17 protein-coding genes and 1 pseudogene are annotated in these 20,469 nt (G+C 67.0%); 12 read left to right on the top strand and 6 right to left on the bottom strand.

Annotated elements, in window-relative coordinates:
* Positions 1-125: 125 nt before the first annotated feature.
* Together LGN19_RS38990 and LGN19_RS38985 are read left to right on the top strand one after the other, a co-directional pair.
* Positions 126-530, top strand: a pseudogene (locus tag LGN19_RS38990) (EamA family transporter RarD); the annotation flags it as partial.
* Positions 531-933: 403 nt separating this feature from the next.
* A complete protein-coding gene (locus LGN19_RS38985) occupies positions 934-2,058 on the top strand; it encodes an OpgC domain-containing protein (protein WP_226220173.1) in 1,125 nt (374 codons plus the stop codon).
* A 46-nt stretch (positions 2,059-2,104) separates the two neighbouring features.
* Here LGN19_RS38985 and LGN19_RS38980 read toward each other — a convergent pair whose 3' ends face one another.
* Together LGN19_RS38980 and LGN19_RS38975 are read right to left on the bottom strand one after the other, a co-directional pair.
* Positions 2,105-2,311, bottom strand: a complete 207-nt coding sequence (locus LGN19_RS38980) for a hypothetical protein (protein WP_226220172.1) — start codon at positions 2,309-2,311, stop codon at positions 2,105-2,107.
* Positions 2,312-2,427: 116 nt separating this feature from the next.
* Positions 2,428-3,948 (bottom strand): peptide MFS transporter, encoded by a 1,521-nt coding sequence (locus LGN19_RS38975; protein ID WP_122948281.1) that lies wholly within the window; start codon positions 3,946-3,948, stop codon positions 2,428-2,430.
* A 499-nt stretch (positions 3,949-4,447) separates the two neighbouring features.
* On the opposite strand from LGN19_RS38975, the gene LGN19_RS38970 reads away from it, so the two are divergent.
* From LGN19_RS38970 to LGN19_RS38940, 7 genes are all read left to right on the top strand, one after another.
* Positions 4,448-5,029 carry a cupin domain-containing protein gene (locus LGN19_RS38970; RefSeq protein WP_011353729.1) on the top strand — a complete coding sequence of 194 codons (582 nt, stop codon included), beginning with the start codon at positions 4,448-4,450 and terminating at the stop codon, positions 5,027-5,029.
* 179 nt (positions 5,030-5,208) lie between these two features.
* On the top strand, positions 5,209-6,819 hold the full coding sequence (locus LGN19_RS38965) for a peptide ABC transporter substrate-binding protein (RefSeq protein WP_226220171.1): 1,611 nt from the start codon (positions 5,209-5,211) through the stop codon (positions 6,817-6,819).
* Positions 6,820-6,830: 11 nt separating this feature from the next.
* A complete protein-coding gene (locus LGN19_RS38960) occupies positions 6,831-7,769 on the top strand; it encodes an ABC transporter permease subunit (protein ID WP_043181204.1) in 939 nt (312 codons plus the stop codon).
* Between the two features lie 13 nt (positions 7,770-7,782).
* On the top strand, positions 7,783-8,685 hold the full coding sequence (locus LGN19_RS38955) for an ABC transporter permease (RefSeq protein WP_174957880.1): 903 nt from the start codon (positions 7,783-7,785) through the stop codon (positions 8,683-8,685).
* 84 nt (positions 8,686-8,769) lie between these two features.
* Positions 8,770-9,762, top strand: coding sequence for an ABC transporter ATP-binding protein (locus tag LGN19_RS38950; RefSeq protein WP_226220170.1), 993 nt, complete (start codon positions 8,770-8,772; stop codon positions 9,760-9,762).
* Positions 9,759-10,778 carry an ABC transporter ATP-binding protein gene (locus LGN19_RS38945; protein WP_226220169.1) on the top strand — a complete coding sequence of 340 codons (1,020 nt, stop codon included), beginning with the start codon at positions 9,759-9,761 and terminating at the stop codon, positions 10,776-10,778. Before LGN19_RS38950 ends, LGN19_RS38945 begins: the two co-directional genes overlap by 4 nt.
* Positions 10,779-10,943: 165 nt before the next feature.
* A complete protein-coding gene (locus tag LGN19_RS38940) occupies positions 10,944-12,404 on the top strand; it encodes an OprD family porin (protein ID WP_226220168.1) in 1,461 nt (486 codons plus the stop codon).
* A 54-nt stretch (positions 12,405-12,458) separates the two neighbouring features.
* Here the strand turns inward: LGN19_RS38940 and LGN19_RS38935 are convergent, their stop codons facing one another.
* From LGN19_RS38935 to LGN19_RS38925, 3 genes are all read right to left on the bottom strand, one after another.
* Complete coding sequence (locus tag LGN19_RS38935) at positions 12,459-13,454, bottom strand: DedA family protein/thiosulfate sulfurtransferase GlpE (protein ID WP_122948276.1); 996 nt, start codon at positions 13,452-13,454, stop codon at positions 12,459-12,461.
* 154 nt (positions 13,455-13,608) lie between these two features.
* Positions 13,609-13,878, bottom strand: a complete 270-nt coding sequence (locus LGN19_RS38930) for a hypothetical protein (RefSeq protein WP_011353737.1) — start codon at positions 13,876-13,878, stop codon at positions 13,609-13,611.
* A 270-nt stretch (positions 13,879-14,148) separates the two neighbouring features.
* Complete coding sequence (locus LGN19_RS38925) at positions 14,149-16,500, bottom strand: phosphocholine-specific phospholipase C (protein ID WP_226220167.1); 2,352 nt, start codon at positions 16,498-16,500, stop codon at positions 14,149-14,151.
* Positions 16,501-17,083: 583 nt separating this feature from the next.
* Here LGN19_RS38925 and LGN19_RS38920 point away from each other — a divergent pair.
* The 3 genes from LGN19_RS38920 (at position 17,084) to LGN19_RS38910 (ending at position 19,892) form a co-directional block, all read left to right on the top strand.
* Positions 17,084-17,584, top strand: a complete 501-nt coding sequence (locus tag LGN19_RS38920; protein ID WP_122948273.1) for a GNAT family N-acetyltransferase — start codon at positions 17,084-17,086, stop codon at positions 17,582-17,584.
* A gap of 272 nt (positions 17,585-17,856) precedes the next feature.
* Positions 17,857-19,452, top strand: coding sequence for a thioredoxin family protein (locus LGN19_RS38915; RefSeq protein ID WP_226220166.1), 1,596 nt, complete (start codon positions 17,857-17,859; stop codon positions 19,450-19,452).
* A 74-nt stretch (positions 19,453-19,526) separates the two neighbouring features.
* Positions 19,527-19,892, top strand: a complete 366-nt coding sequence (locus LGN19_RS38910; RefSeq protein WP_226220165.1) for a 5-carboxymethyl-2-hydroxymuconate Delta-isomerase — start codon at positions 19,527-19,529, stop codon at positions 19,890-19,892.
* 78 nt (positions 19,893-19,970) lie between these two features.
* Here LGN19_RS38910 and LGN19_RS38905 read toward each other — a convergent pair whose 3' ends face one another.
* Positions 19,971-20,234: a DUF4148 domain-containing protein gene (locus tag LGN19_RS38905; RefSeq protein ID WP_226220164.1), complete on the bottom strand. Its 264-nt coding sequence runs from the start codon at positions 20,232-20,234 to the stop codon at positions 19,971-19,973.
* Positions 20,235-20,469: the final 235 nt, after the last annotated feature.

The following is a 20,469-nucleotide window of genomic DNA, read 5'->3' as shown; positions in this document are numbered from 1 at the left end:
ACTTGCACCACCACCGACAGCTTAAAAGCCAGGCTGTAGTCCCGCTGCGTCCGCTTGATCCCTTGCTCCATCTGGCACCTCCTCGCCTCGGCGAAAAAGTGTCAACCTATTTCAGGATGGGTCACGGTTATCCGCCTTATTTCGTGCTGCGCCGCCGGATCAATGCCGATTCGCTCGCCGCGTTCGCGCTCGAGATCGCGCTGCTGTGCCCGATCGCGTTCGCGATGGTCGCGACGAGCACGACGCGCGTGGCCGACCATCCGGTGTTGTGGGCCGCGCTGCTGCCGGGGCTCGGCGTGCTCAGCACGCTCGCGCTCGCGAGCTACCTGAAGGCGAGCCGGATGCTGCCGATGGCGCTGTTCGGGATTCTCGGCTACGTCGAGCCCGTGCTGCTCGTCGCGGTGTCGCTGCTGCTGCTCGGCGAGACGCTGAGCGTCGCGAAGCTCGCGACGTACGGGCCGATCTGGGTCGCCGTGGCGCTGACCGCGTGGCACAGCGCGATGCTGATGCGGCGTCTGCCCCGCGGATAAGCGCCGGTCGCGATGCGGCGGCTGCATGCAGCGTGCCGCGTGCCGCGTCGTGTATCGAAAACATCTACATCGCAGCGGTCGAACCCATCGACGCTGACCGCACACTGGCGTCGCGCTGACGCGAATCTGGCGACGCTGCCTGCTTTGCCCCGTCGGGCGCGCGTCTGTAATCGAACAGAAGATTCGGTTGCACTTTGTTACTTAGGGTCTCCCCTGATCGGCCATTAGACTGGCCTCACCGACTTCCCTTCGTATGCAGCCTTTCAATGAACGGTCATCTCCGTGCCTGGCCGGCCGGGTTGGCGCGATGCGGGCATACGCGTATCGCGGCTGATCGCGCTCGCCTTCTCCTTCCCGATCCCTTCACCGGTGCGTGCTGCACCGCCGTCGTGCAGGTGCGCTCATGTCGTTGAGCCTGCCGCCTGCCGCCACGTTTCCGCCGTCGCGCAGCGGCCGCCTGATCGAAGTCGATTTCTTCCGCGGCATCGTGCTGCTGATGATCGTCGTCGACCACATCGGCGCGAGCGTGCTGTCGCGCGTCACGCTGCACGCGTTCGCGCTGTGCGACGCGGCCGAGGTCTTCGTCTTTCTCGGCGGCTTCGCGACCGCGAGCGCCTATGGCGCGATTGCCGAGCGGCACGGCGCGCGCGCCGCGCAAAAGCGGTTCGTGCGCCGCGCGATGCAGATCTACCGCGCGTTTCTCGCGACCTCGACGCTGATGCTCGTCGTGTCGGCCGTGCTCGACCACTACGGGATCGATGCGCCGAACCTCGCGCTCGACGACGTCAGCGTGATGCTCGCCTCGCCGCTGACGGGCGCAGCCGAGCTGCTGACGTTCCAGCGCCAGCCCTATCTCGCGTCGGTGCTGCCGATGTACGTGCTGTTCGCGCTCGCGTCGCCGGTGCTCGTGCCGTTCGCGCGCCGGCATCCGTGGCTGCTCGTCGCGTTCAGCGTCGCGTCGTGGATCGCGGCGGGCTGGCTCGGCCCCGAGCTGCTCGACACCGAAGGATTCCGCTGGAGTTTCAATCCGTTCGCGTGGCAACTGATGTTCGTCGCCGGCGTGCTCGCGCGCTGCCAGCCGTTCTACCGGCGCATCGCGCTGGGGCGCTGGGGTGCGGCCGCGACGGGCGTCGCGTGCGCAGCCGTGCTCGGTTGCGCGAGCTACAAGCTGTTCTCGGGGTTACCGCTGCCGGAGGGCGTGTTCAAGCGCGATCTCGCGCTGCCGCGCGTCGTGAGCTTCGCGGCCATCGCGTGGCTGATGGCCGATTGCGTGCGCTTCGGCTGGATCGCGCGGATCGCGCAAGGCGTGCGGCCCGTCGTGGCCGTGGGCCAGCGCGGGCTGATCTGCTTCGTCGCGGGCGCGGGGATTTCGCTCGTCATCGATTCGCTGCTGCATCCGGTCGTGCGCAGCGGCGATCTGCGGCATGTCGGCGTGGGCCTCGTGGCCGACGCGTGCGCGCTCGGGCTGATGATGGCCGTGGCCGGTTCGGGAACCTGGATCGCGCGGTGGCGCAGCGCGGCCGCATGAGCGGCGCGGGAGGCGGCGCGTGCGGCACGGAGCGTGCCGCGTGGCGTCAGTGAGGTGAGCTGATACGGGAGCGGGGAACGGCGGTGATGTCGTCGGATTCGGCGTCGTCGCGTTCGTCGGGCGCCGGATCGTCGCGTTCCGCGAGTACCGCGTCGGCTTCGGCTGCCGCCCGGGCGGCGCGCAGTGCAGTGCATCGCTGCGCGTACCGGATGTCCGAGAGGATCCTGAGGAGCCTCGTGGTCTTGCTTTTCATGGTCTTCTCCCGCCAGTGCGCATCTCGGCGGATGCACTGCTTGCAACCAGTGTAGGACGCAATCGCGCGACCGGCGGGAGAATGTGGCGTGCACGCGGCACGCCGAGGGATAGCCCTTACTGGGCCGCGGCGACGCCCTGTGCCTGCAGCGCTTCTTCGCGGCGCTCTTCCGCACAACGCTGGTGCTGGCGCGACAGGCGGTTCATCAGCGGCAGCAGCAGCAGCGCGAGCAGCATGCCGATCGCGGCGAGCCAGCCGAGCTTCTCGAACAGCGACAGGTAGAGCGGCAGCGATTCGGTGGCCGGCAGTTCGTGCGACGGCATCTGCGCGAAGTTCGCGACGACGCTGCCCAGATACTGCGACACGCCGGTCGCGACAAAGTACGCACCCATCATGAAGCCGCTCATGCGCGCCGGCACGTAGCGGGCGATCATCGCGAGGCCGAGGCCGCTCACCAGCAGTTCGCCGAGCGAGTAGAGGCCGTAGCCCCACACCATGAACCACGACGACACGCGGCCGTCGACCGCGTAGCGGCCGCTGATCGTGAACACCAGGTAGCCCGCGGCCACTGCGCCGAAGCCGAGCGCATACTTCGCGGCGACCGGCAGGTCACGGCCGCCCTTCGCGACGGCGTTGTAGACCCACACGAGCACCGGGCTCAGCAGCATGATCCAGATCGGGTTCAGCGCCTGGAACTGCGCGGCGCTCCACGTGAACAGCGTCGTGCCGAACAGCATGAAGCGCGGATCGACGTTGCGCAGCGCGAACAGCGTCAGCGACGTCGACATCTGCACGTAGAAGATGAAGAACAGGATCACCTGGCCGATCAGCACGAGTGCCGCGATCAGGCCCGCGCGCTCCGAGCGCTCCGACTTCGCGATCATGTATGCGAAGATCGCGAGGATCGCGAACGCTGCCGTCCACACGCTGGCGACCGCAAGTTGCTTGTGCTGCAGCACGTACAGCGTGATCATTGCGAGCCCGACGCCGCCGAGCGCGACCGCACCGAGGCGCTTCCAGCGGATCGGTTCGTCGTCCGGCTTCGAGCCGACGTGCGCGAGCGTGCGATGCATCAGCATGAAGTTGAGGATCGCGAGCAGCATGCCGCCGCAGCAGACCGCGAACGCGGCGTGCCAGCCCCAGTGATCCTTGATCCACGGCGTCGCGAGCATCGACACCGTCGAGCCGATGTTGACCGCCATGTAGTAGATCGTGAACGCGCTGTCGATGCGTGCGTCGTCGCCTTCATAGATGCGGCGCACGAGGTTCGCCGCATTGGCCTTGAACAGGCCGTTGCCGACGACGATCACGCCGAGCGATGCGTACATGTACGTCAGCTGATCGTTCGGTACCGACAGCATCAGGTAGCCGGCGCACAGCACGGACGCGCCGATGATCATCGTGCGACGGGCGCCGAGCACCTTGTCGCCGATCCAGCCGCCGATCGACGGTGCCGCATAGACGAGTGCGGTGAACGCACCCCAGGTCAGGTTCGCATGGCTGTCGGTGAAACCGAGCCGGTCGACCATGAAGAGGACCAGGAGCGCGGCCATGCCGTAGTAGCCGAAGCGCTCCCACATTTCGATGAGGAAGACCGTCGTGAACGATCGGGTTTGTGAAACAGGTGGTTGCATCATCAATCTCGTTTGAAACGGACGGCACGGATCGCGCGTCGTCTTGGGGTCGAACTGGCGCCGGTGCACAATGGGCCGGGTAGGCTTGGTGCTGGCGATGGAACAGTCGGGCGGTTAGCCCGGGCCGGGGTCTGACTCCGCCGGGTGCGGCGGGGAGGGGCCCCGACCGGCGCGCGCATGGTAGCGGGTGCCGGTCCGGTGCGTCAGGGTCCTGCCACTTAGGGAAACTCCCAATGTGGCAGTAGCTTTCAGGAACATTCGTCTCATCATCTATTTGTAAGCTTTCGTGCCGGCCCTCCGAATATTCCCGGAGAGCCGCTTGCAGCTTGCCTGTGAAGCCGGCGAGTCTGGCAAGATAGCGCGTCATTTCGCTCGCTTCGTGTCCCGTTTAGTGCACCGGGCTCAACACCGAAGACGTGTGCGAACCCGAAGACTAAGCTATATCGTTCTAACTTAGTTATTTTCCATCAAACATTTTTTGACGATCACTTTTCGGCCTGCTATGGTTCCCCCCACTGAAAACTCGCGGTCTGCAAACGCTACCGCCGCACTGGGCAGCAAGATTCGCGCGTTGCGCCAACGACTCAAGCGCACGCTCGACGACACCGCTACTGCCGCGGGGATTTCGAAGCCGTTTCTGTCTCAAGTCGAACGCGGGCTCGCGTCGCCGTCGCTGACATCGTTGGCCGGTATCGCGCACGCGCTCGGTGTGACGGTGCAGTACTTTGTGGATACGCCGAGCGAGGAACGCTCGGTCTGCCGAGGCGAGCAGCTGCGCTTCTTCGGGTTTGCCGATTCGGCGAACCTGTTCGCGAGGCTGACGAACGTATCCGAAGGGCGCCAGCTGGAGGCGATCCTCGTGAGGATGCCGCCGGGGCAGAAGCGGTCGGAGGTGACGACACATGCAGGAGAGGAGTTCCTGTATGTGATTGAAGGGGAAGTGTCGCTGACGCTGGAAGGCAAGACGTTCGTCCTGCAGGCCGGCGACAGCTCGCACTATCAGTCGACGGTCCCGCACAGCTGGGTCAACACCGCGAAGATCGAGTCGGTGGTGGTCTGGGTCGGTACACCGAGGCTGTTCTAACGCACAGGTATTCCTTCGTTTCGAAGACGGAATACCTGTCGAAAGAAACGTAAGGAATACTAAAATGCAATACGAGAATCACGGGCCTCCTCAATCGCTGCGCCCGTCAGCGTCCCAAGCGTAATCCGCGGCATCCGCCGCGCGACGCTCACCGAACAACCCTTCTCAAGACTGCCACGATGAAATCCTTGCATGCCATGTCGGCCGTGCTGGCCGCGCTCGCCCTGACGCCTGCCGCCCACGCCGTTACCGTTCCGTCGAACGTCGCGCTCGCTCCTCAACAGGACCTGACGCGCCAGGTGCCTGCCGAAGTCGAGTCGCTCGACCCCGCGCACATCGAATCGTGGACCGGCAACACGATCGGCCTCGACCTGTTCGAAGGGCTGGCCCGCATCGACGCAGCCGGCCAGGTCGTGCCGGGTGTCGCGCTGTCGTGGGAACGCAAGACGCCGACGACGTGGATCTTCAAGCTTCGCCATGACGCGAAGTGGAGCAACGGCCAGCCGGTGACGGCCGCCGATTTCGTCTACTCGTGGCAGCGCCTCGTCGATCCGAAGACGGGCTCGAAATACACGATCCTCGTCGAGTTCGTGAAGAACTCGAAGGACATCATCGCGGGCAAGGCCGCGCCGTCGACGCTCGGCGTGCGTGCCGTCGATCCGTACACGCTCGAGGTGACGACCGACGCGCCCGTCGCGTTCTTCCCCGAGCTGACCGCGATGGCGCCGCTCGTGCCGGTGAGCAAGGACGCCGTCGCGAAGTTCGGCGACGCGTGGACGCGCCCGGGCAACATGGTCAGCAACGGGGCATACCAGCTCGTCGACTGGCAGCCGAACAACCGCATCGTCGTGACGAAGGACGCCAAGTACTGGAACGCGCCGAAGGTCGTGATCAACAAGGTCACGTACCTGCCGATCGAGAGCGACGAGACCGCGATGCGCATGTACCAGGCGGGTCAGGTCGACTACACGTACACGATTCCGTCGGGCATCTTCCCGCAGATCAGCAAGCAGTTCGGCAGCGACCTGCGCCCGGGCCTGCAGCTCGCGACGTACTACTACTACCTGAACAACAACGACGCGGCGCTGAAGGACAAGCGCGTCCGCCAGGCGCTGTCGATGGTGATCGATCGCGACGTGCTGACGTCGAAGCTCACGCAGTCGGGCGAGAAGCCGATGTACGGGCTGATGCCGAACGGCACGAAGGGCGTGCAGTCGTTCACGCCGGAATGGGCGTCGTGGCCGATGGCCAAGCGCGTCGAGACCGCGAAGAACCTGCTGAAGCAGGCCGGCTACTCGGACGCGAAGCCGCTGTCGTTCACGCTGACGTACAACACCAACGACCTGCACAAGAAGGTCGCGCTGTTCACCGCGTCGGAATGGCGCACGAAGCTCGGCGTCAACACCAAGCTCGAGAACGTCGAGTTCAAGGTGCTGATGAAGGAGCGGCATGACGGCAAGGTGCAGGTCGCGCGCGACGGCTGGTTCGCCGACTACAACGACGCGATGACGTTCTTCGACCTGCTGCGTTGCGGCAGCTCGCAGAACACGGTCGGCTACTGCAACAAGCAGGCCGACACGCTCGTCGACGAAGGCAATCAGAAGCTCGACGACAAGGCGCGCGCCGCGCTGCTCACGCAGGCGCACGATCTCGCGATGAACGACACGCCGATGGTGCCGCTGTTCCAGTACACGGCCGACCGTCTCGTGAAGTCGTACGTCGGCGGCTACTCGCTGAAGAACGTGATCGACATGCGTGCTTCGCAGGACATGTACGTGATCAAGCACTGAGCGGAGCGATCATGCTGGCCTACGCACTGAGGCGCACGTTGTGGGCGGTGCCGACGATCCTCGCGGTCGTCACCGTCTGCTACCTGCTCCTGCATTTCACGCCCGGCGGCCCGTTCGATACGGAGAAGCAGCTGTCCGCGGCCACGCTCGCGAACCTGAACGCGAAGTATCACCTCGACGAGCCGCTGTGGAAGCAGTACCTGCTGTACCTGAACGCGCTGCTGCACGGCGATCTCGGCCCGTCGTTCCGCTACGTCGACTGGTCGGTGAACGATCTCGTGAAGAAGGCGCTGCCCGTGAGTCTCGGCGTGGGCGGCGTGTCGATCCCGATCTCGATCGTGTTCGGCGTGCTGCTCGGCACCGTCGCGGCCGTGCGCCGCGACAGCTTCATCGACCGCTTCGTGATGCTGATCGGCAACTTCGGCAACGTCATCCCGCCGTTCGTGCTCGGCCCCGTGCTCGTGTGGATCTTCGCGATTTTGCTGAAGACGTCATCCGGCAACGGCTGGCTGCCCGCGGGTGGCTGGGGCGACGGCGGCTGGCAGTACCGGCTGCTGCCGATCGTGCTGCTGACCTTCATCAACATGTCGCTGCTCGCCCGCGTGATGCGCGGCTCGATGATCGAGACGCTGTCGAGCAACTACATCCGCACCGCGCGCGCGAAGGGCCTGCCGGGCTCGACGATCGTGCTGCGCCACGCGCTGAAGCCCGCGCTGATGCCGGTCGTGTCGCTGTTCGGCACGGTCTGCATCACGTCGATCACGGCGGCCGTCGTCACCGAATCGGTGTTCGCGCTGCCGGGGCTCGGGCAGCTCGTCGTGAACGGCGCCATCAACCGCGACTACACGCTGGTGCTCGGCCTCGTCGTGCTGACGACCGTTTGCGCGGTGCTGTTCAACCTGCTGGTCGACCTCGCGTACGCGTGGCTCGATCCGCGCATCCGTTATTGAGCGAGGCACAGCGATGACTCCGACTACTCCCGTCGTCGGCCTGCCCGTGCAGACCGACTCGCCGCCGCGTTCGCGCTCGCCGCTCGCGCTTGCGATGGCGCGCTTTCTTCACAACCGTGCGGCCGTGTTCAGCCTCGTGCTGCTCGCGCTCGTCACGCTCGCCTGTTTCGTCGGCCCGTGGCTGCTCGCGGCCGATCCTTCGGCAAGCGACTGGGGCTCGATCAGCCTGCCGCCGACCTGGGCGAACCAGCACTGGTTCGGCACCGACGAGCTCGGCCGCGACCTGCTGGTGCGCACGCTGATCGGCGGCCGCGTGTCGATCGAGGTCGGCCTGCTCGGCACGCTCGTGTCGGGCCTGTTCGGCGTCGCGTGGGGCGCGACCGCGGGCTTCGCCGGCGGCCGCGTCGACTCCGTGATGATGCGCATCGTCGACATGATGTACGCGATCCCGTACCTGCTGATCGCGATCCTGATGATGACCCTGTTCGGCCGCTCGTTCATGCTGGTCGTGCTGACCATCAGCGCGTTCTCGTGGATCGACATGGCGCGTGTCGTGCGCGGCCAGACGCTGTCGCTGCGCAGCCGCGAGTTCGTCGATGCGGCCCGCGCGATCGGCGTGTCGCCGGCGTCGATCGTGCTGCGCCACGTGGTGCCGAACCTGCTCGGCGTGGTCGTCGTGTACGCGACGGTCTCGGTGCCGGGCATCGTGCTGACCGAATCGGTGCTGTCGTTCCTCGGCCTCGGCGTGCAGGAGCCGATGACGAGCTGGGGCGTGCTGATCCAGGACGGCGCGCAGAAACTGGAATCGATGCCGTGGCTGCTGCTGGCTCCGGCCGTCATGCTGTGCGTGACGCTCTACTGCGTGAACTTCGTCGGCGATGGCCTGCGTGACGCGCTCGACCCGAAGGATCGCTGAAATGAAACGACCCCCACGCTCATTTTATTCGCTGCCCCCCGAGGGGGCGGCCAGCCTCCTTGGGGCGGCCCGGCGGAGGCTGGCATGACTGCACTGCTAGAAGTAGACAACCTGGGCGTGCGCTTCACGCGCAAGGACGCACCGCCGGTCGACGCCGTGAGCGGCGTGTCGTTCTCGCTCGAAGCCGGCAAGACGCTCGGCATCGTCGGCGAATCGGGCTCGGGCAAAAGCCAGACCGTGATGGCGCTGCTCGGCCTGCTGGCCGGCAACGGCACGACGACCGGCGCCGCGCGCTATCGCGGCGACAACCTGCTCGAGATGGATGGGCGTGCGCTGAACAAGGTGCGCGGCGACCGGATCGCGATGATCTTCCAGGATCCGATGACGTCGCTCAATCCGTTCCTGACGATCGAGCGGCAGATGACCGAGACGCTGCAGCTGCACCGCAAGCTGTCGCGCAAGGAAGCGACCAAGCGCGCGATCGAGGCGCTCGAATCGGTGCGCATTCCCGACGCGGCGCGCCGGATCCGCATGTATCCGCACGAGTTCTCGGGCGGCATGCGCCAGCGCGTGATGATCGCGATGGCGCTGCTGTCCGAGCCGGAAATCCTGATCGCCGACGAGCCGACCACCGCGCTCGACGTGACCGTGCAGGCCCAGATCATCGACCTGCTGCGCGAGCTGAACCGCGAGCGCGGCACCGCGATCGTGCTGATCACGCACGACATGGGCGTGGTCGCGGGCCTCGCGGACAACGTGATGGTCATGTATGCGGGCCGCACCGTCGAATATGCGCCGGCCGAATCGATCTTCGCGGCGCCGTCGCATCCGTACACGATCGGCCTGCTCAACGCGCTGCCGCGCCTGACCGACGCGGACGATGCGCCGCTCGTCGCGATTCCCGGCAATCCGCCGATGCCCGGCACCGCGGCGGCCGGCTGCGCGTTCGCGAAGCGCTGCACGTATGCGGAAGAACGCTGCGGCGCGGCGCGCCCCGCGCTCGAAACCTATGGCGCCGTGGGCGCGGTGCGCGCGTGCCACCGGCCCGTGGCCGATCTGACGGGAGGTCTGCGATGAGCGTCAATGAACGCCGCCATGCCGGCGCGACGGACGACACGCTGCTGTCCGTCGATGGTCTGAAAGTACATTTCCGCGTGCCGCTCGGCGGCTATCCGTGGTCGCCGAAAGGGACGCTGCGTGCCGTCGACGGCGTGTCGTTCGACGTGAAGCGCGGCGAAACGGTCGGGCTCGTCGGCGAATCGGGCTGCGGGAAGTCGACGCTCGCGCGTGCGCTGATCGGCCTCGTGCCGATGACGGCCGGCACGGTGAAGTGGCGCGGCGAAACCGTGGCGCCCGATCACCTGCGCGGCACCTCGATGCGGCGCGAAGTGCAGATGATCTTCCAGGACCCGCTCGCGTCGCTCGATCCGCGCATGACCATCGAACAGGTCGTCGCGGAGCCGCTCGTCACGCACCAGGCCGGCCTCGGCCGCACCGAGGTGCGCCGCCGCGTGGTCACGATGCTCGAACGTGTCGGCCTGAATGCGCATCACCTGCTGCGTTATCCGCACGAGTTTTCCGGTGGGCAATGCCAGCGCGTCGGCATCGCACGCGCACTGATCGGCGAGCCGAAGCTCGTGATCTGCGACGAACCCGTATCGGCGCTCGACGTGTCGATCCAGGCGCAGATCGTGAACCTGCTGCGCGACCTTCAACGCGAACTGTCGTTGTCCTATCTGTTCGTTGCACACGATCTGGCGGTGGTGAAAGCCATCAGCCAGCGTGTGCTCGTGATGTATCTCGGCCGCGTGATGGAGTTCGGCACGCGGCAAGACGTGTACGGCGTGCCGCAGCACCCGTACACGAAGGCGCTGCTCGATGCGGCGCCGACGCCGGAGCCGGCGCGCGAGCGTGCTCGCCGTCCGATGCTGCTGGCAGGCGAGATGCCCTCGCCGCTCAACCCGCCGTCCGGCTGCGCGTTCCGCACGCGCTGCCCGGTCGCGATCGAAGCGTGCGCGCAGGACGTGCCGCTGCCGGAAGTTCGGCAGGGGTCGGCCGCGCGTGTCGCGTGCATCCGCGCGGGTGTGGCGTGAGCTGAAGTGACGCAGAAAACATAACCAAGGCTGGTCAACAGGGGTAGGTGCGGCGCGAACGATCTTCGCGCCGCGGGTACAGGCGCGTCCTTAACCGGGCGCGCCGGGGGGCCGGGAGCGGATCTCAACCGGCGTGGACGATATCAACACAAGACGAGAATGACGATGAATAAACAGAAGACGATCGGGACGGCATCGAAAATGCTGCTTGCATGGGGGCTGCCGGCGCTCGCCGGTGTCTCGCTGACGGGCGTCGCGCACGCCGACGACGCGGCCCCCGCACCGCTGACGGTCGCACAGGCCGCACCGGGCACGACCGTTGCGCAGGCAACGACCCCGAACGCCATTATCAACGCCGAAGCGAACCAGGCCGTCACGCCGCCCGACGAGCCGTCGGCCCAGTCGCAGTCGAAGGGCTTCATTGCCGACAGCCATCTGAACTTCCTGTTCCGCAACTACGCGGACGTGCTCGACGCCAAGGGCGGGCCGCATCGCCACGCGTGGGTTCAGGGCGCGATGGCGAACTTCGAATCGGGCTACACGACGGGCCTGATCGGTATCGGTTTCGACGCGTCGCTGTATGCGGCGCTGAAGCTCGACGGCGGCCAGGGCGCCGGCAGCATGGTGCACATCGCGAAGGGCGGCGGTGGCGGCAACCAGCTCGCGTGGGCCTATCCCGGCATCTACGACGTGAAGGCGCGCATCTCGAACACGGTGATCAAGTACGGTCTGCAGGCCGTCGACAACCCGTTCATGGAGCAGCACGACAACCGTGCGCTGCCGCCGACGTTCCTCGGTACGACGATCGTCAGCAATGAATTCAAGAACGTGATGCTCGAAGGCGGTAGCTTCACGAAGACCGACGCGCGTGGTCACACGACGCTCACCAACCTGACGACGCAATACGGCGGCACGCGCATCAATCGCCTGTCGTATGTCGGCGGCACGTGGGACTACTCGCCGAATGGCGAAGTCGCGCTGTACGCGAACCAGGCCGACGACGTGTGGCATCAGTACTACGCGTCGTTGAAGCACAGCATCGGCAGCCCGCAGACGATCAAGTGGACGGGCTTCGGTAACGTCTACTCGACGCACGACACGGGCGATGCGCTGCAAGGCAAGATCAACAACAACGCGTACAGCCTGTCGCTGGCTGCTCAGCACGGCCCGCACGAGCTGCTGCTCGGCTTCCAGCAGGTGCTCGGCGACCAGTTCTTCGACTACCTGAACGAAACGAACGGCATCTTCCTGACCAACTCGATGGACGTCGACTACAACGCGCCGCACGAAAAGTCGCTGCAGCTGCGTTACACGTTCTATGGCAAGGAAGCGGGCCTGCCGGGCTTCAAGGCGATGGTCTGGGGCGTGACGGGCTGGGGTGCGGACGGCAGCGCGGGTGCGGCGAACGACCCGAGCAAGTCGAGCATCTACTGGAGCAACGGCTCGCCGGTGCAGGGCCGTCACCACGAGTTCGGCTTCATCCCGTCGTACACGTTCCAGAGCGGCAAGCTGAAGGACACGAAGGTCACGTTCATCGCGATGTGGCACGCCGGTTCGGCGCACTACTCGGACGCGACGAACACCGAGTACCGTCTGGTCGTGAACCTGCCGCTGCACGCGTTCTGATCGAAGGGGGCGCATGCGCCCCCGCCTCGCACGGCCGGCCTTCGATCGACCCGATCAGGCCGGCTTGTGCAGCCCCGCGACCGGATCGTTCGCAGCGGGCATGTCTTCCACGAGCGACGTGAGCTGGCGGCCCGTGTCGCGCCATGCGTCGAGGCCGCCGCGCAGCGCGAGCGCATCGGTGAAGCCGGCGTCGAGCAGGCGCTTCGCCATCAGCGCGGCCGTGAACTCGTTCGGGCACGAGCAATACACGACGAACTTCTGCGTGAGCGGATAGCGCGCGACGATGTCGCCGATCTGGCGTTCGTCCGCGAACTGCGCGCCGGGAATCGTGAACGGGTCGAGCTTGCGGTGTTCGGGCGAGCGCACGTCGAGGACCACCGGCGCGGAGGTATCGCGCAGCAGCGTGTCGAGTTCGTCGACGCCGATCCGCGCGCTCGCGAGCTGGCGGATCAGCGCGCGGCGACGCATCCAGCGGATCGCCGCGTACACCGCGAGCAGCGCGACGGTCACCAGCAGCGCCACGCGGCCGAGCTTGCCCGCGCCGGCGAACAGCCAGTCGATCTGGCGATAGAACATCAGCCCGACCACCAGCCCGACGATCGTCCACAGCGCGGCGCCGAGCGCATCGTAGCCGACGAAGGTGCGATAGCGCGTGCCGAACGCGCCGGCCATCGGCACCGATACGAGCGACAGCCCTGGAATGAAGCGCGCGACCGCGAGCACGCGCACGCCGTAGCGGCCGAAGAAGCGCTCGGTCTTTTTCACGCAGCTGTCACGCGACAGCGACAGCCGGCAGATCGTCTTCAGCGTCGTGCCGCCGAAGCGCCGGCCGGCGAGGTACCACACGGTATCGCCGATCAGTGCGCCGAGCACCGACAGCATGACCACCGTGACCAGTTGCGAGCCGATCATCGCCGGATGCATCGCGGACATCGCGCCGAACAGCACGAGCGTCGGCATCGCGGGCACCGGCAGCCCGATGGCCGCCGCGAGCACGTTGGCGAAGACGAGAAGCGGCCCGTATTGGGCGACGAGGTCGCGGAGGAGCATGACGGCTGGCCGAAAAGGAAACGCGTGCGGAAAGCACGCAGATGGGCCGATTATCGGCCTTTTTCAAGTCGGCGGAGGGAATAACGCAAAGCGCCTGACGGCGGCAGGGCGATGTCGGTGAGCCGGCACGCTGCGTGCGGCTCACCGTTCGAAATCAGGAGGAGGTGCGGGCGAGCGAGGCGGCGCCGTGGTTTTCGCCGGGAAGCTCGGCGCCGTGCGAGCGGATCGCCGCGATCAGTTCGGCCGGCGTGATCTCGTAACGGACTTCGCGATGGATGCCGGGCTTGCGTTCGTCGATCTCGATCAGCAGCACGCTCTTGCCGTCGCCGGTCGCTTCGAGCCGGAGCGAGCGCAGTTCGCGACCGTCGGCCGGGTCGTGTTCGGTGAGCAGGGTCATTGCCCCGGATGAGCCGGTAGTGCGCATCGAACCTATCCTCGTATCGTGGATGCCGTAGTGGCGAAGATGTCTTTGTTGAATACAGCTTGACGCAGTTTAACGCGAACGGGCCGCAATTCGGAGCATTTTCGTGGGGGGGAAATGAGGGCTGAACCACCGATCCTTCTGATGTTTGAGCCGCGCGGGGCGGGCGTTTCAGACGGATCGCGCGCGGCCGCGGCCGGCGCCTGAGCGCCGTTCGCGGCCGCACCGGCACGGGCGGCGACACGCGATGCAACGCGGGTCGCCGCGGCGGTATCAGAAGCGGTCGGCGAGCCCCATCGCCGGGTCGCTGACCGAGTGGCGGCCGGTTTCGACGCGGCCGGCCACGCGGCGCGAGAAACTCGCGTCGCTGTCCGCGGTGACGACGAAGTCGTACCAGTGGCCGGTCGAGTCGAGCGTCCAGTGCAGTTCGGCCTGGTCGCCGGCGCGCACCGTGACCGTCCACGTGGTACCGGTGCCGTGATCGTGGCCGCGACCCTGGCTGTTGCCGTCCTCGTTACCCTGGCCATGACCGCGATCGTCGTGTGCGCCGCGGCCGGACAACGGCCCGTAGACCTGGTTCGACTTCACGGTGAAACGCACCGTGCCGCCGCCGTGGTTACGCAGCTTCAGGTGGAGGTTGCCGCTTGCGCCCGCATAGCCGACGCGAACTTCCGGATGGGGCGCGCGGGCACCGGCCAGGCGGCTCAGGTCGCCGGTGAAGCGGCGGTGATAGCCGTTCGGGCCCAGCACCCACAGGTCATATTTACCGCCATTGTCGGCGCGCGCGGCCCAGTCGCCGCGCAGCGTCTTGCCCGGCTCGACGGCGTAGCGCTGCGGCAGGCGGTCGAGATTCAGCTTGTCATAGACGTGAAACACGGCGGCGGCGCGGCCCGTGTTCGCGAACTTCAGCGTGACCGTGCCGCTGCCGGCATCGGTCTGTGCGCTCGCATGCAGTTCGTAAGGCAACGCGCGCGACGGGCGCACGCCGGTGGCCTGCGCGGGCAGCGACGGCGCGGCCGGCGGCACGATCTTCGGCGCGGCCTGCTGTGCGGCGCTCAGCGCGTCGACCTGGCCTTTGGTCGTATGGCCCGCGAGCGTCGGCAGCGGTTCGTTGTTCGGCGAGCGGAAGTTGAACGCGCTCGTCAGGTCGCCGCACACCGCGCGGCGGTACGCGCTGATCTGCGGCTCCGCGACGCCGAAGCGCTTTTCGAGGAAGAGCAGCGTCGACGTATGGTCGAACACCTGCGAGTTGACCCAGCCGCCGCGGCTCCACGGCGACACGACCCACATCGGCACGCGCGGGCCCGGGCCGTACGGACGGCCGTCGGTCGCCGGCTGGCTCGCCGTGGCCGGCGTGAAGTCGTGGTACTCGGCGGCGACGTCGGCGGCCGCCAGCGTATGGCCACCCGCGAGCGTGCCGTCGGCATTGCGCGACGGCACGGCCGGCGACGGCATGTGGTCGAAGAAGCCGTCGTTCTCGTCGTAGTTGACCAGCAGCACGGTCTTGCTCCACACCTCCGGGTTCGCCGTCAGCGCATCGAGCACGGCCTGCACGTACCAGCCGCCCTGTGCCGGGCTCGACGGCCCCGGGTGTTCGCTGTACACGGACGGGGGGATGATCCACGACACCTCGGGCAGCGTGCCGTTGCGGATGTCGTCGCGGAACGATTCGAGGAAGCCGTATGGCATCGTGTTGCCGAACCCCTTAGCGAGCGGGCTCAACGGATCGTCGATCGCCGGATCGTAGAACGCGCCGGCCGCCGTCACGGGCTGCGTGATGTCCGTCGATGCGACGTACGCCGGCCGGCGTGCGGGCGGCATCTGCTCGATCGCCGCGCGCCAGTGGCGAAAGCTCATCATCTCGTTGCAGCCGAAGTTGTCGATCAGGCTCTGGTAGACCTTCCAGTTCACGCCGGCCTGCTGCAGCCGGTCGGCGTAGGTGGTCCAGGTCCAGCCCTGGCTCGACGGGCCGATGTCGTTGCCGCCGTTGAACTGGTTGTTCAGCGCGGCGATCTTCACGCGGCTGCCGTCGGCCGGGCTGATGCCGCTCGGGCCGTTGGTGCCGCTCCAGTAGAACAGGCGGTTCGCGATCGTGCCCGTGTGCATCCCGCAGTGATAGTGGTCGCACAGCGTGAACGCATCGGCGAGCGCGCGCTGGAACGGGACTTCCGCCGCGTCGTAGTAGCCCATCGACAGCGGCGTCTTCGCGTCGGGCCAGCGGTTCATCCGGCCGTGGTCCCACGCGGCCTGCGCATCGGCCCACGTGTGCGGCGTGCCGCCCGCGCGCTGTGCGTTGCCCTGGCTCGCATCGAGGTGATACGGCGTGACGGTGGTGGCGGGTGTCGGCTTCGTGTACGTCTGGTAGAACACGTTGCGGCCGTTCGGCGACGGCACCGCAAAGCGGTCGCCGTAACCGCGCACGCCCTTGAACGTGCCGAAGTAGCTGTCGAATGCGCGGTTCTCCATCATCAGCAGCACGACGTGCTTCACGTCCTTGATGGTCCCCGTTTCGTGAAACGCGGGAATCGCGAGCGCGCGGCGGATGCTCGGCGGAAACGCGGACAGCGCGGCGGCGGCGAGGCCGGAAGTGGCGGTCTGCTGGAGGAATTTGCGGCGTGACGTCATGGCGTTCGGGTCCTGTGATGATGGGAGCGTTCGTGACTTCGTCTGGTGGCGCCCGGGCGTCGCCCCCCCCTGGGACGATTCGCGCGGCGTGTGTGTTCGAGTGCAGCGGCCGCGCGTGGCGGAGGTGCGCGCATCTCGCGCGATGCGTGATGTCGCGCGGATGCCTTGGCCGTTGCCGCGATCCTGCGCGACGCGCGCTCGTGATGCGCGGGCCAGGACGTCGGCACACACCGGCCCGGCGCATGCCGGGTTGGGCGGCGCCCAGTCTAGGGAGACGACGTGACGTCGACGTGATGAACGCATGACATCGCATGTCGCTTGCGTGACGTTGCGTGCGCAACGAGTTGTTCAGGCGCGATGCGCGGCTGAAAAAGGTCGGGAATTACCGATCGCCGCATGCGTAGCCGGTCAAAATTTGCCGGATTCCGTTCGAATCGGGTGGCGAAGTTCGTTGCGGGGGCAACATGACGCGCGACGACGTGACGACCATGTTTCAAATGCGTGAAATCGGATAAGCTCGACACATTGCTGCGCGTACGCGCAGTCCACGCCTTCAGCGCGAATTTTCGGAACCGGCCCACCCATGACCGACATCAAGATCCGGCACAGCGAGACGCACGACGTCGACGCGATCCGGCAGATCGCCGCGCATCCCGCGGTGTACGCGAATACGTTGCAGCATCCGTTTCCGTCTCTCGAGAAATGGCAGCAGCGGCTCGATGGCGTGCGCGAGCGCGGCATGAGCCTCGTCGCCGAAATCGACGGCGTCGTGGTCGGCCATCTCGGCCTGAATCTCGAGCCGAATCCGCGGCGGCGTCATGCGGCGGGGCTCGGCATGATGGTCGACGCGGCGCATCACGGGCGCGGCGTCGGCAGCCGGTTGCTCGCGGCCGCGATCGATCTCGCGGAAAACTGGCTGAACGTCACGCGTCTCGAGCTGACCGTGTTCACCGACAACCGCGCGGCGATCGTGCTCTACGAGAAGCACGGTTTCCGGATCGAGGGCGAATCGCCGGGCTATGCGTTGCGTGACGGCGTGCATGAGTCCGTGTATCACATGGCGCGGATCAAGGCACGGCAGTGAAGGCTCGGCCGACGCATATCCGATAGCCCACGCGGCCGCGCTGCCGAGCGTCATATTCATTCGAGAATTCGTTCGTTTTCTGCCGGCGGTGCCCGTCGTATCGTTGAACGATTTGCCGGTCGCCTCGGCCGGCGTGCGCTTTCCCGTAACAATCCTGCGCAGTGTTGCACGTCGGCTCGCTTCATCGTCATCGCTTCCTGGCCAAGGCATCACGGCCTTCGCTTCGCACGCCGCACCTTCCCGCCACCGCCTCTTTCAACGGACCCGCTTCGATGAAATCCGCTCTCCGGAATCTGACTGCCGCCTGCCTGTTCGCCGCTGCGGGTGCGGTGTTTGCCGCTGCAACGCCCACGGGCGCCCCGGTGGCGAGTGCATCGCCCGACGGCGCGCATCTGCCGCCCGGCATTGCATGGCAGCACGGCGACGTCGATGCCGCGTTCGCGTTGGCGAAGCGCACCGGCAAGCCGCTGCTGCTCTACTGGGGCGCGGTGTGGTGCCCGTCGTGCAACCAGGTGAAGTCGACGATCTTCAGCCAGCAGGCATTCAAGACCCGCTCGTCGTTCTTCGTGCCCGTGTATCTCGACGGCGATACCGAAAGCGCGCAGAAGCTCGGTGAGCGTTTCAAGGTGCATGGCTATCCGACGATGATCCTGTTCCGTCCCGACGGCACCGAAGTGACGCGGCTGCCGGGCGAAGCCGATCTCGACCGCTACATGCAGGCGCTGTCGCTCGGGATGACGGCTGCGCATCCGGTGCGGCAGACGCTCGCGACCGCGCTGAAGAACGGTGCATCGCTGACACCGGACGAATGGCGCCTGCTGGCCGACTATTCGTGGGACACCGACGGTGCGTTGCCGGTGCCGGCCGATCGCGTCGCCGAGACGCTGCAGTCGCTCGCGCAACGCGCGCGGGCGGCCGGCGCGAAGGCCGAATCGGCGCGCTTCGCGCTGAAGTCGGCCGTAGTCGCCGCGTCCGACGATCCGGCGCAGGCCGGCGCGCTCGACAAGGCGGCGCTTGCCGATTCGCTGCGCACGGTGCTGCAGGATCCCGCATGGTCGCGGGCCGATTCGGACGTGCTGGTCGCGTCGCCCGCGCGCGTGGTCGCGTATCTCGGCGGCGGCGACGCGCAGCGCGCGAAATTGCGCGGCGCGTACGACGCGGCGCTTGCGCGGCTGTCGACCGACACCACGCTGTCGTCGATCGACCGGCTGATGGCACTGCACGGCCGCGTGCTGCTCGCGCGCGGCGATGCGCCCAAGGGCACGCCGCTGACTGCGCCGGCGCTGGCCGATACCGCGCGCAAGCAGATCGCCGCATCGGTGCAGGGCGCCGCGAATGCCTACGAGCGGCAGGCGCTCGTCAGCGAAGGCGCGGACACGTTGACCGACGCGGGCCTGTACGACGAGTCGGATGCGCTGCTGAAGGCCGAGTTGCCGCGTTCGTCCACCCCGTACTACTTCATGTCCGGGCTGGCCGCGAATGCGAAAGCGCGTGGCGACAAGGCCGCGGCGCTCGACTGGTACCGCAAGGCATACGACGCGGCGAGCGGGCCGGCGACGAAGCTGCGCTGGGGCGCGACCTATTTTGCGAATACGGTCGAACTGGCGCCGGACGATTCGGCGCGCATCGAAGGGATTGCCGCGAGCGTGCTCGCGCAGGCCGACAAGACCCGGGACGCGTTCTACGGCGCGAACCTGCGCGCGTTGACCAAGGTCGTCACGCAGCTGAACCGCTGGCGCGGCAGCGGCGCGCACGACGCATCGGTCAGGTCGATCGCGAAGCAGTTCGACGGCATCTGTGGGAAACTGCCCGCCGGCGATCCGCAGGCAAGCGCCTGCGAGCGCCTGATCCAGCCGGTCAAGGCATAGCATCCGGTGGCACTGCGTGAGCTTTCGGGATGCCGGCCGGCGCTTTTCCCGATACCAACGAGGCCACCGACACCATGCCCCATCTGACGCTCGAATATTCCGCGAACCTCGACGGGTTCGACGCCGGCGCGACCCTGCGCGCGCTCAATGCCGTACTTGCCGCGTCCGGCCATTTCGACGAGCTCGACATCAAGAGCCGTGCGCTGCGGTTCGATACCTTCGCGGTCGGTACGTCGCCGGCGCCGCGCGCGTTCGTCCATGCGAAGCTCGCGGTGCTGAGCGGCCGGACGACCGACGTCAAGCGCGAATTCTCGGAGCAGGTGCTGGCGGAACTGAAGCGGCACGTCGTCGCGCCGCCCGGCACGCACCTGCAACTGTGCGCGGAAATACTGGAACTGGAGCGCGAGTCCTACGCGAAAGCGAGCATCGAGCCGCAGTGACCGGGCAGGGCGGTGCGCGCTGCGCGGGCCGGGAACGCGGCGCTGGCGCGAGCGCGGTTCACGGGTTCGACAACCGGGCTATTGGCTCGTGGAGTACGCGCCGCGATTGCCGTAGCCGGCGCCCGTGGCCTGCGGCGCGCCCTGTTGCCGGGCGATCTTCGCCTCGGCGGCATGAATGCTGGCAGGGTAGAACCAGTCGCTCGGCTGGAAGCCGGCTTTTTTCAGCGCAACCACTTCTGAATGAACTTCGGCGCGTGTGAGCGGCGAGTTGGCTTGCGCCTGTGCGGCGACGGGAGCGGCGAATGCGGCCGCGAGGGCGATCGTGCGGATCAGCGGGTTCATGAGCGGATACCTCCAGGTTTTCGACGGTGCCGATCGCACACGGTGACCGTCGAAGCCAGTGTAGGCCTCGCCCGGCTCGCGAAAAATGCCGCTACGCCCAACGTAGTGTTCTGCGGAAGACAACAATGAGCGAGCCGTCGAGCGTGCCTGAACGGCGCCCGGCAAAAAGGGGAGGAGCGGGGAGAAGCCGGCCGCATCGACGCGGCCGGCGGGGGGGGGGCCGGCGGGGGGGGGG

Origin of the sequence: Burkholderia sp. AU30198 (assembly GCF_020419825.1) — a bacterium.
Taxonomy (GTDB): Bacteria; Pseudomonadota; Gammaproteobacteria; order Burkholderiales; family Burkholderiaceae; genus Burkholderia.
Note: the sequence above shows the minus strand (reverse complement) of the source record. Positions and strands in the feature narration are given on the sequence as shown.